Raw genomic sequence first — 11067 nt, forward strand, 5'->3', positions numbered from 1 at the left:
CCCTGTGTTTCGAACATCGTCGAAACGAGGGCTTCCCGGCTTTCCTTACCTGCCCATACGACGAACTGGAAGGCTTGGTAATAGCGCTCACAGCCCTCGAGAGCCGCTTTCAGCATCGCCTCGCACTGGCGGACCGTCGCCACCGCGCCGTTCAAAAGAAGCGCATGGCGGAACATCACCAGACCCTCCTGCGTCCACAGATCGAAGTGACCGAGCCAAAGTTGCTCGTTGATCTGCGCAACCAGCTTGTACATTTCGGTCAGACGATTGTCGGGAACGCGGAAGTCGAAAGCGCATGCCAGATGCAATGCCTCGAGGTCGTCGCGCCAATTGATCGAGATGTGATAGTCGGCCCACGTCCCAGCGACGATGAGAGTCAGTTCTTCGTCGCTTGCGCGCTCGAGCGGCCAGTCGTGTCCCTGTGCGAGGTGCTCGATGAGATCGAGCGGATTTAGAACGCGGGTGGTGTTCTTTTCCGCAACTGCCATTGAAAACGATCTCCAGGTCTGCTGCGCGCTCAACAATTCGCCAATGAAAACGACGCGAAACAGATCGAGGAAAGCGCCATTTAGTGCTGCGCCGGACCAAATCAGACGCCCTGGCGAGTCGCAAGCTGAGGGGAGCAACGCATTAACCTTCTCCACGACCAAAGTGGCAAAGCGCAGGCACAGCTGTGCGCATCGCGCGTGTGGAGTCGTTAGCAGTAGACAAAGCGACTTAAGTTGTGGATGCCGCAGAGCGATCGGGGCGAGTCAATAAGAACTCAAGCCCGCTTCAATCTCTCGACTTCGGCTTCGAGGGCCGCGATGCGCAGTGCAAGAGCTTCGTTCTCTTGACGCGCCTTCTGCGCCATCTCACGAACGGCTTCGAAATCTTCGCGCACAACGACATTCATGTCGCGCAGGAATTTCTCGGCTTGGCCGCGCATGAAGGTTTCCGTTTCCCGCTTCATGCCATCTGCCGCACCGGCCGCGTCCGTCATCAGCTTGGCAAAGTCGTCGAAGAACCTGTTCGTGGTCTGGGTCATCATGGGTCTCGGAGCAAGAGTTGATATGACTATGGCGATTGGCTTTGAAGCCCGCAAGACCGCACGATCCCGGCCCCAGGGGTTCAATCGTGCCGCGCTTGACATTGCGGCGGCGTTCCCAAACAAACCACCACAATCCGACCACCTCAGGCCGGCCGCGGAATTTCGCCTGGAGTGCCGATGACAGCCCTCGCCGTTCTGACCTACCCAAACATCGATCCCGTGGCGATCGAGTTGGGGCCGTTATCGATCAAATGGTACGGCATCGCTTATATGACCGGTCTCATTTTTGGCTGGCTCTATATCCGGCGCCTCATCACGACTCCCAAGCTTTGGTACGGCGGCAAGGCACCCTTCACACTCGAACGGGTCGACGATCTGCTCCTATACGCCACCGCCGGCGTCATCATCGGCGGCCGGCTCGGGCAAGTCCTGCTTTACGATCCGGACTTCTACTTTTCCAATCCGGCCGAGATCGTCAAGGTGTGGAAAGGCGGCATGAGTTTCCACGGCGCGCTCATCGCGACCGGCCTTCTGATCCTCCTCTTCGCGAGGCATTACAAGGTTTCCGCTAGGTCGGTGATGGACCTCTGCTGCGCTGCAGCGCCAATCGGCATCTTCTTCGGCCGTGTTGCGAACTTCATCAACTCGGAGCATTGGGGACGCGTGACCAACGCCGCAATCGGCATGGTATTCCCGAACGGCGGCCCAGACCCACGTCATCCCAGCCAGCTTTACGAAGCGGTGCTCGAAGGCCTCGTGATGTTCGCCATCATTAGGTTCGCGACCCACCGCATGCTCGCTTTGAAGCGCCCCGGTCTCGTTGCCGGCATCTGGCTCATTTGGTATGCAATCGCCCGCTCAATAAGTGAAATATTCCGCGAACCGGAACCCGGCCACATCCTGAACATCGGACCGTTCACCGCCGGACAGGTCTATTGCTTGCCGATGCTGCTGCTCGGCATTTATCTGGTGTGGACCGCGTACCGGCGGGAAGGCTCCGAAAAGGCAACCGTGTGATCGTCCTTCCGGATCCTCGTCGCGATACGCCCCTAGCGCTGCAGCTCAAGGAAAGTATCCGCCGCGACGGCCCGATGACCGTCCAAGCCTACATGTCGCGATGCCTCTGGGATCGCGAACACGGATACTATCGCAAGCCGGCTGTCCTCGGGGCCGCCGGCGACTTCATCACGGCGGCGGAGATCAGTCAGGTATTCGGCGAACTCATCGGTGTTTGGGCCGGTGTCGTTTGGCAGGGCGTGTTCCAGTCGCCCAATCCCATCACCATCGCCGAATACGGACCCGGACGCGGAACGATGATGCGCGACGCGCTCCACGCAGCCCGCGTCGTGCCGGGCTTCGCCAGCGCCGCGCGCGTCCATCTCGTCGAAGCCAGCGCCGCTCTGACCGAACTGCAGAATGCAACGTTGGCCGATTTCCCCGGCAATCTCACGCGCGGCGGCGAACTCGATGCCTTCACCCCGCCGGCGATCATCTTTGCCAACGAGTTCCTTGACTCCTGGCCCGTCGCCCAGTGGATCAAGACGGCGGACGGATGGCGCATCAAGGGCGTCGTGCTCGACGGCGACGGTAACCTGCAATTCGGACCCATCGACGGCGATTGTCCGCGAGAGGCGTTCGAAGCACTTCTTCCGGATGCTCCGCCCGGCGCCGTCATCGAAACGCAACGGCTCGACCAGTTCGCCGAGGCGCTTCAGGAGTTGGCGCGGCGAGGCCCGATTGCATTGCTGATTATCGACTACGGTCACACGACGCCGGCGGCGGGCGACACGTTGCAGGCGGTTCGCCGCCACGCTTACGAGTCGCCGTTGACCTCGCCGGGCGAAGCGGACTTGACGGTCCACGTCAATTTTTACGATCTTGCCTCGACACTGCACCGCGCCGGGCTGGCGCTCGATGGCCCCGTCATGCAAGCCGAGTTCCTCGGCTCGCTCGGCATCGTCGAGAGAGCCTCGCGATTGATGGCCGCAAACCCGAAACGTGCCGGTGAAATTGAAAGCGGTGTCGCGCGGCTCTTGGCGCCAAGCGGTATGGGCGCGCGCTTCAAGGTACTCGGCGTGCGTTCGCCGCAGCTGCCGCCGCTGCCCGGCTTCGGCGCGGCGGCGGGGCCGAATGCGTCGCCTGGACAGGGCTCGGGCGGCCGTTCATAACCGGCGTCATGCTTGCTCCGCTCGAAGCCGCAAACCTGACGAACCTGCCCGGTATTCGGCATGGCTTCTTCACTCGTCAGGGCGGCGTTTCAGAGGGCCTCTACGCCAGCCTCAATTGCGGTCTCGGCTCAGGTGACGACGCGTCACCGGTGCTTGAAAATCGCCGCCTCGTCGCACGCCATCTCGGCGGCAGCAGCGACGGCGTCACAACTCTCTATCAAGAGCACGGAACGACGGCGCTCGAGGTTTCCGGCGCGATCGCGCGAGATATGCTGCCGCGTGCCGACGCGGTCATCTCGAGAACGCCGGGGCTCGTCATCGGCGTGCTGACGGCCGATTGCGCCCCGGTGCTGCTGGCTGATCCCGTAGCGCGCGTCGTCGCAGCCGCACACGCCGGTTGGCGCGGCGCAGTCGACGGCATCATCGAGAGTGCGGTTGCCGGGATGGAACGTCTCGGCGCAAAGCGCCAGCGCATCAGCGCCGCCGTCGGCCCATGCATCGGCCCGGTTGCCTACGAGGTTGGACCAGACTTTGAAACGCAATTTTTGGCGAGCGATGCCGACAGCCGCCAGTTCTTCTCACGCCGAGACAATGCCGACCGTCCGCATTTCGATCTGCCCGCCTTCGTTGGCCGGCGCCTCCGCGACGCCGGAATCGGTAGCGTGGTCGGCCTTTCGCCCTGCACGTACGAGAACGAATCGCTTTTCTTTAGCTACCGACGCAAAACGCATCGCCAAGAGCCCGATTATGGCCGTCAAATCTCCGCCATTGTCGTGGCTTAACCGCACAATCCACAGGCACGTCACGTGCGAGGCCAGCATTTGGCGGACTAGACACACTTTCATCGGGCTGCCATCTGGACGGGCAGAGCCAGGCTGATCTAGAGGGTTGAGGGTCAGTTCCGGTAGTTTGTAAGGGAGAGTTCAGGCCGCGGGGTAAGGTATGCCGGCCGCCGGGAAGCTGCGGTTGGAAAAGGGGGACGTCGACGTGACGACCTTATACTCTGCTCGTGTGCGCGAGCGCAGAACGTTGTCTTGGACGACCGGTTCGACATTTTTGATGTCGTTCGTCGCCTTGGCACTCGCGGGCTGTGGATCAGGCTCAAACATTCTTGGCGGCGCCGGTTCGTCAGGGCCGCAAGCCACACTCACACAATCACAGACGCAACCGGCCGCGGTGAAGACCGCAAAAATCCAGATCGCGCCTGTGATCGGATCGCCCGATAACGTCGCGCGGGATCTCCAGACGCAGCTTGCTTCGGCGATCGGCAATCGCGGCATGACCGTCGCGACAGCAGCGAACGCGTCGAGCGAATACGTCGTACGGGGCTACATCGTCGCGGCGCGCGAGAAGACCAAGGCAAAAATCTCCTACATCTGGGACGTCACGGATCAGTCGGGCAAGCGCGTCCACCGCATCACCGGCGAAGAGGTTGCGGTCGGGGCTGGAAAAGACCCGTGGGCTGCCGTCACGCCAGAGGTTGTCCAGCGCATCGCCGACAAGACCGCGACGCAACTGGCAACTTGGCTTCCGGGCGCCGGCGGCACTCCTGTCGCCGCCAATTCGACGCCTGTAGTCGGCGAGCGAAGCGCAACGGAAACAAAATCGGCTGCAGCAGCTGCCGCAACTAACGCCGCTTACCAAACGGCCGTGAACGCACCGCCTCAGCAGGCAATAGCTCCGACGACCGGCAGCATCGCAACTTCGGGACCGATTACGGCTCTGGTGCCGACAGTAACGGGCGCTCCGGGCGACGGGGGCGGTGCATTGACTGCGGCTATTCAGCGTGAGCTGACGAAGAATGGCGTTTCGCTGGCCAGCATGCCCAACCCTCAGTCGTACAAAGTCGAGGGTAAAGTCGCGATGGGCCAGGGCAAGGACGGCAAACAGCCGATTCAAATCGATTGGAACGTCCTCGATCCGGCAGGCAAAAAACTTGGCACGGTGTCTCAGAAAAATGAAGTGCCGCAAGGTTCGCTCGACGGCTCGTGGGGCAAAACGGCGGACGCCGCTGCCGCCGCGGCTGCTCAGGGCATCATTAAACTGTTGCCCGCCAAGAGCACAAATTAAGCAATCCGCCAGTTGAGCGAGTCCGCTACATATTGGCATCCTGCAATCTGGGCCCGGACGGTTGAAACGTCCGGGCCCAATTGCTACAAGCCGCGCATAAGGGAGTTCTCGGAGCGCATATGCCTTTCGATGCCAAAGGTGACGACGCCCGAAACACAGACGGCCGAGGAAAGCTGGACGTGAAAATCGTCGCGGGTAACAGCAATCGGCCTCTGGCAGAAGCGATCTGCGCGCACGTCAAGCTGCCGATCACCAAGGGCCAGGTGAAGCGCTTCGCCGACATGGAAGTCTTCGTCGAGATTCAGGAGAACGTCCGCGGCCAGGATGTCTTCGTGATTCAATCGACGTCGTTTCCGGCCAACGACAATATGATGGAGCTGTTGATCCTGATCGATGCGCTGAGGCGTTCTTCCGCGCGGCGCATCACGGCGGTCATTCCCTACTTCGGCTACGCACGCCAGGACCGCAAGCCCGGCCCGAGAACTCCGATCTCAGCGAAACTCGTCGCCAACCTGATCGAGCGCGCCGGAACCGACCGCGTGCTTACGCTTGACCTGCACGCCGGTCAGATACAGGGCTTCTTCGATATTCCGACCGATAACCTCTTCGCCGCTCCTGTAATGACGCGCGATATCGAAGAGCAGTTCGGTAACACCGATGATGTTGTTGTCGTCTCGCCGGACGTCGGCGGCGTCGTCAGGGCCCGCGCCCTCGCCAAGCGCATCGGCGCCCCGATCGCGATCTGCGACAAGCGTCGTGAGCGGCCGGGCGAGAGCGAGGTGATGAACCTCATCGGCGACGTCAGGGGCAAACGCTGCATCCTGATCGACGACATCGTGGATTCCGGTGGCACGCTGGTGAACGCCGCCGAGGCCTTGTTGAAGAACGGCGCCACCGAAGCGACAGCCTACATCTCGCACGCGGTCCTATCGGGTGGCGCGGTGAGCCGCATTCAGAGTTCCCGGCTCAAGTCGCTCGTTATCACGGACTCGATCATGCCGACGGAAGCGGTCAAAGCCGCCAAGAACATCCGCGTCATCTCGATCGCACCGCTGATCGGCGAAGCCATCATGCGCACCAGCCGCGAAGAGAGCGTCTCGAGCCTCTTCTATTAAGAGTCGATCTTCGCGTGGCGGCGCGCCTCGCCCGTTACGCCGCCGCACACGCGGCACAACGGCCGCGCAGTTCGAGCGTCATGCTGCGGACCTCGAAGTCGTTTTTCTTGGCCCACGTCTGCAGCGTCTTGATGGCGCTTGCGCTATCGAACTCCTCAACCGTCCCGCAGGCATCGCAGATGGCAAAAACCGCCTTGCCGGGATGATGCGGATGGTTGCAGGCAACAAACGCGTTGAGACTTTCCAGTCGGTGCGCCAAGCCGTCTCCGATCAGCCTCTGCAACGCCCGGTAGACCGTCGGCGGAGCGCTAACGCCCTTGGCGCGAACCTGCTCAATCAGCTCATAGGCGCTAACGGGGCGGCCGACACCGCGCAGCGCTTCCACTATGATTTTGTCCTGATCGGCCGCGGTGCGGCGCTTCGGGGGCTTTCGGGTCATGGTCTAACGGCATCTCCGAGGCCGGAATTTGCGGCCTCAGTCAGAGGGGTGAACGGCGATGTCGCCCTTAATATGCTGATTTCCAGTGCGACTTTCCAGCCCGACCGCAAGTTCAAGGCGGCTTGTCCCGCCTCAAGGCCCGTTGCATGGGCGATAAAGCCCAGGTATACACCGGCCATCTCATGAAGACATTCCTGAGACGCCGCCCGGCACCCTTGGAGGCCGGCTTGCGGCTTTTGGCTCGTCTGATTGGCAGACGAGCCTTAAAACCCGGAGACGATGCCATGTCTGAGCTGATTTCGCTCAAGGCTACGGCGCGCCCGCGTGCAGGCAAGGGGGCCGCACGCCAAGCTCGCCGCGAAGGAAACGTGCCCGCCGTCATTTACGGCGACCAGAAAACCCCTGAAACGATCAACCTCGAATATAACGCGCTGTGGAAGCAGGTCCTCAAGGGCCAGTTCACATCGACGGCATTCGAACTCGATGTCGAGGGCAAGAAGCATATCGTGCTCGCCCGCGACGTTCAGCTCGATCCGGTGCGCGATATTCCCCTCCACGTCGATTTCCAGCGCGTCGGCAAGGACGGCATCATTCGCGTAGCTATCCCAGTGCACTTCGTCCACGAAGCGCTGTCGCCGGGCCTGAAGCGCGGTGGCGTCTTGAACATCGTGCGCCACGATATCGAAGTTTTCTGCCCCTACGACAAGATCCCGCAATTCTTCGAAGTCAGCCTCGAAGGCCTTGAGATCGGACGCTCGATCCACGTTTCGGCATTGAAGCTTCCCGAAGGCGTGTCACCGGTCATCAAGAACCGCGACTTCACGATCGCGACGATCGCCGGCGCACTGAAGGGCGAAGAAGAAACGACGACCGCTGCCGCAACACCGGAAACCGGGGCAGCAGCCGCACCTGCAGCCGATGCCAAAGGCGCAACACCTGCCGCCGGAGCCAAGGCACCTGCAGCCGGAGGCAAGGCCCCAGCCGCCGCGGGCAAGGCTGCCGCAGCACCAGCTAAGGCAGCCGCACCAGCTGCGAAGCCAGCCGGAAAGAAGTAACAACAGACCCGGCGCAATTTTCAGATTGCGCCGGTCTTTGCCCGAGGCTGGACGCTTCCGGCCACCGGGCCCTCCGACCGGCTCGCCGGAGGCTACGAAGACGAACTATCTCATCACGCCCGGCGACTCCCCTTCGGGGATCCTACCACCGGGCCCGCGCCTTCCGGCCGGCTCGCCGGAGGCGAGTCGGAAGGCGCAAGCAAAATGAAGCTCTTCGTCGGCCTCGGCAATCCCGATGAGAAACACCGCGCCAACAGGCACAACGTCGGCTTCATGGCGGTCGATCGAATTGCCGAACGCCACGGCTTCGGCCCTTGGCGCAAGAAATTCCACGGCGTCGTTTCAGAAGGCACGATCGGCACCGAGCGCATCACGCTCTTGAAACCCGAAACCTATATGAACGATAGCGGCCGCGCCGTCGGCGATGCGCAGCGCTTTCTCAAAATTCCGCTGTCGGACGTCTACGTTTTCCACGACGAGCTCGACCTCGCCCCCGGCAAGGTGAAAGTCAAAGCTGGCGGCGGCAACGCCGGCCACAACGGGCTGCGCTCGATTTCGGCTCACATCGAGAATGACTACAAACGCGTCCGGCTCGGTATTGGCCATCCGGGCTCGAAGGACGCCGTCGTTTATTACGTGCTGAACGATTTCGCGAAATCCGAGCGCCCCTGGCTCACGGCACTGCTCGACGCCGTCGCCGACGCGGCACCCTACCTTGCCAAAGGCGAGGATGACCGCTTCCTCAGCGACATCGCGCGCCTAAGCCAGGGCGAACCGGACCGCGATCCCGCCAAGCACAAAGCCGCCCCCGATGCCGAAGACCGCTCCGGCGGCGCTAAAAAGCCGGCCGCAACGGCACACCCGTCCGGCGAACGGTCGTCCAAACGACAATCCGCACTCGCGGAAAACTTGAAAAAGTGGCTAGGTGCGCGAAAGTCCGGCGACGACGGCTCGTAATGCGATGGCCGGCGTTGGGGAACGGGGCGGGTCAGTCCATGTCTGATGTTCGGCAAGATACGCATTCCGGTTGGCGCGGTTCCTTTTTTGGCGCGCGCATGCAAACCGCGATCGGTGTGCTGGTGATGCTCTTTGCGTTCAGCGTCTTCGGCTTCGTGATCAGAGACGCAATTGTCTCGAACAGCAAAGACAAGACCGGCGCCAAGCGCATTATCGCCACGCGCTGGAACGAGCGCACGCTCGTCTTTCCGATCGAAGGCATCGACAGGTCAAACCGGCACGTGGTTTTCGACGTCGTTGTCTTGACCAAGGATTACGGCTGGGTGCGCGGCTCGACAACCGAACTTGAAAAAGGCGAACGTCGCCTTTCGCCCGACGAAATTCAGAACGAGGTGTTGGCGCCGCAGCTTCGCAAGGGCCTCAGCTCGGCTCGCGCACTCATCGCTGTGGGTCTCGCAAGCCAGGAGGGCGACGTGGCGCGCGAAGAACAGCGCGGCGGCCTGAGAGCCATTCGAACGGCGGAACTACTGCGCGGCGCCGTCGGCCCAGCGATCCCGATGTGGACGCTGAACCTCGGGCGCTATCTCGAGCCTTGCGTCGAGTGCGAGGACGCCGACACCAGCTGGCAGCGCCCATTCATCGTCATCGCCGTTCGCCGGACCGACAACGGTGCAAATATTTCCGAAGCACTCGCCGATGCCATGTCGGACACGCAAAACCTGCCGAGCCCGTCGCGCTACTCGGCGTTCGCCTTCGCCAAGTTCACGAAGTGAGTTATAGGGCCGCAGAAGCCGCATGTTCGGCTTCACAAGGCCGCCGGGCTCGCTTACCCCATCAACTCAACTTAACCGGATGATCCCCCACACATGGGCTTCAAATGCGGCATCGTCGGCCTGCCGAACGTCGGCAAGTCGACCCTCTTCAATGCGCTGACGCAAACGGCAGCGGCCGAGGCGGCCAACTATCCCTTCTGCACGATCGAACCGAACGTCGGCGAAGTCGGCGTCCCTGATCCGCGCCTCGACACGCTGGCCAAGGTCGGTAAGAGCGCCGAGATCATTCCGACGCGGCTGACGTTCGTCGACATCGCCGGCTTGGTGCGCGGCGCGTCGAAAGGTGAAGGGCTCGGCAACAAATTCCTTTCCCATATTCGCGAGGTCGATGCCGTCGCCTATGTGCTGCGTTGCTTCATCGACGAAGACGTGACGCACGTCGAAAACCGCATCGACCCGCTGGCCGACGCCGACGTCGTCGAAACCGAATTGATGCTGGCCGATCTCGAAAGTCTCGAAAAGCGTGCCTCGCAGATCGAGAAAAAAGCAAAGACCGGCGATAAGGATGCCAAGGCGCTATTCGCCGTCATGGAGAAACCGCTTCTACTGTTACGCGAGGGCAAGCCCGCGCGATCGGCGCAAATAACGCCGGAAGAGATGCCGGCGTTCCGGGCGCTGCAGCTGTTGACGTCGAAGCCGGTCGTCTACGTCTGCAACGTCGAAGAGAGTGCCGCGGCCGAGGGAAATGCCTTTTCCAAGCAGGTCGAGGAACGCGCCAAGGCCGAAGGCGCTGCCGTCGTCATCATTTCGGCGAAGATCGAAAGCGAGTTCTCAGGGCTCGCAGCGGAAGATCGCGACGCATTTTTGAACGAGATGGGGCTCAAGGAGCCGGGCCTCAATCGGCTGATCCGCGCCGGCTATGCACTTTTGGATCTCGTCACCTACTTCACCGTCGGCCCGAAAGAGGCGCGCGCCTGGACGATCACGCGCGGCACGAAGGCACCGCAAGCCGCCGGCGTCATTCACACCGACTTCGAGAAGGGCTTCATCCGAGCCGAGACGATCGCATACCAGGATTACGTTGCCGGAAATGGTGAAGCCGGCGCCAAAGATGCAGGTAAGATGCGGCTCGAAGGCAAAGACTACGTCGTCCAGGACGGCGACGTCATGCACTTCCGCTTCGCGAACTAGGACGCATAACGATGAGCGATGAACTTCCCGACCGGCTTTGCAACGACCCCAAGAGCCCGCATTTCAACGAAGAAATTCTCAAGCGGGAAGTAGGCATCCGGTTCAACGGCGTCGAGAAAACGAACGTCGAAGAGTATTGCATCAGCGAGGGCTGGATTCGCGTCGTTGCAGGCAATGCGAAGGATCGCGCCGGAAACGCCATGACCATCAAGCTCAGAGGCAAGGTCGAGCCTTTCTTCAAGGGCGAAGCTTAGCGAACGTCACAGGGC

At 61.7% G+C, this 11067-nt stretch carries 13 protein-coding genes; 10 read left to right on the forward strand and 3 right to left on the reverse strand.

What is annotated here, in order from left to right; all coding sequences use genetic code 11:
- A partial coding sequence (locus VN623_RS00190; protein WP_325566890.1) for a YbjN domain-containing protein occupies positions 1-488 on the reverse strand: 488 nt, incomplete at its 3' end.
- 275 nt (positions 489-763) lie between these two features.
- The gene (locus tag VN623_RS00195; protein ID WP_325566891.1) at positions 764-1027 is read right to left on the reverse strand and encodes an accessory factor UbiK family protein; all 264 of its coding nucleotides are present in this window, start codon (positions 1025-1027) and stop codon (positions 764-766) included.
- A gap of 180 nt (positions 1028-1207) precedes the next feature.
- On the opposite strand from VN623_RS00195, the gene lgt reads away from it, so the two are divergent.
- From lgt to VN623_RS00220, 5 genes are all read left to right on the forward strand, one after another.
- Positions 1208-2047, forward strand: a complete 840-nt coding sequence (gene lgt / locus VN623_RS00200) for a prolipoprotein diacylglyceryl transferase (protein WP_325566892.1) — start codon at positions 1208-1210, stop codon at positions 2045-2047.
- Positions 2044-3198, forward strand: coding sequence for a class I SAM-dependent methyltransferase (locus VN623_RS00205; RefSeq protein WP_325566893.1), 1155 nt, complete (start codon positions 2044-2046; stop codon positions 3196-3198). The genes lgt and VN623_RS00205 overlap by 4 nt, the downstream gene beginning before the upstream one ends.
- An 8-nt stretch (positions 3199-3206) precedes the next feature.
- On the forward strand, positions 3207-3980 hold the full coding sequence (pgeF, locus tag VN623_RS00210; RefSeq protein WP_325566895.1) for a peptidoglycan editing factor PgeF: 774 nt from the start codon (positions 3207-3209) through the stop codon (positions 3978-3980).
- Positions 3981-4185: 205 nt separating this feature from the next.
- Positions 4186-5268: a hypothetical protein gene (locus tag VN623_RS00215; protein ID WP_325566897.1), complete on the forward strand. Its 1083-nt coding sequence runs from the start codon at positions 4186-4188 to the stop codon at positions 5266-5268.
- A gap of 179 nt (positions 5269-5447) precedes the next feature.
- Positions 5448-6383 carry a ribose-phosphate pyrophosphokinase gene (locus VN623_RS00220; protein ID WP_325566899.1) on the forward strand — a complete coding sequence of 312 codons (936 nt, stop codon included), beginning with the start codon at positions 5448-5450 and terminating at the stop codon, positions 6381-6383.
- Positions 6384-6417: 34 nt separating this feature from the next.
- On the opposite strand, the gene VN623_RS00225 is transcribed toward VN623_RS00220, so the two are convergent.
- Positions 6418-6822 (reverse strand): Fur family transcriptional regulator, encoded by a 405-nt coding sequence (locus VN623_RS00225; RefSeq protein ID WP_325566901.1) that lies wholly within the window; start codon positions 6820-6822, stop codon positions 6418-6420.
- A 284-nt stretch (positions 6823-7106) separates the two neighbouring features.
- Between VN623_RS00225 and VN623_RS00230 the strand changes: the two genes are divergently transcribed.
- From VN623_RS00230 to VN623_RS00250, 5 genes are all read left to right on the forward strand, one after another.
- On the forward strand, positions 7107-7877 hold the full coding sequence (locus VN623_RS00230; protein ID WP_325566903.1) for a 50S ribosomal protein L25/general stress protein Ctc: 771 nt from the start codon (positions 7107-7109) through the stop codon (positions 7875-7877).
- Positions 7878-8081: 204 nt separating this feature from the next.
- Entirely contained in the window at positions 8082-8834 is a 753-nt protein-coding gene (pth, locus tag VN623_RS00235; RefSeq protein WP_414653131.1) for an aminoacyl-tRNA hydrolase, read from the forward strand.
- 98 nt (positions 8835-8932) lie between these two features.
- Positions 8933-9607: a hypothetical protein gene (locus tag VN623_RS00240; protein ID WP_325566905.1), complete on the forward strand. Its 675-nt coding sequence runs from the start codon at positions 8933-8935 to the stop codon at positions 9605-9607.
- Positions 9608-9700: 93 nt separating this feature from the next.
- Positions 9701-10798, forward strand: coding sequence for a redox-regulated ATPase YchF (ychF, locus tag VN623_RS00245; protein WP_325566907.1), 1098 nt, complete (start codon positions 9701-9703; stop codon positions 10796-10798).
- A gap of 11 nt (positions 10799-10809) precedes the next feature.
- The gene (locus tag VN623_RS00250) at positions 10810-11052 is read left to right on the forward strand and encodes a DUF3297 family protein (RefSeq protein WP_325566909.1); all 243 of its coding nucleotides are present in this window, start codon (positions 10810-10812) and stop codon (positions 11050-11052) included.
- Positions 11053-11067 lie beyond the last annotated feature (15 nt).

The sequence above is a fragment of the Hyphomicrobium sp. genome, from assembly GCF_035572195.1.
Classification (GTDB): domain Bacteria; phylum Pseudomonadota; class Alphaproteobacteria; order Rhizobiales; family Hyphomicrobiaceae; genus Hyphomicrobium_B.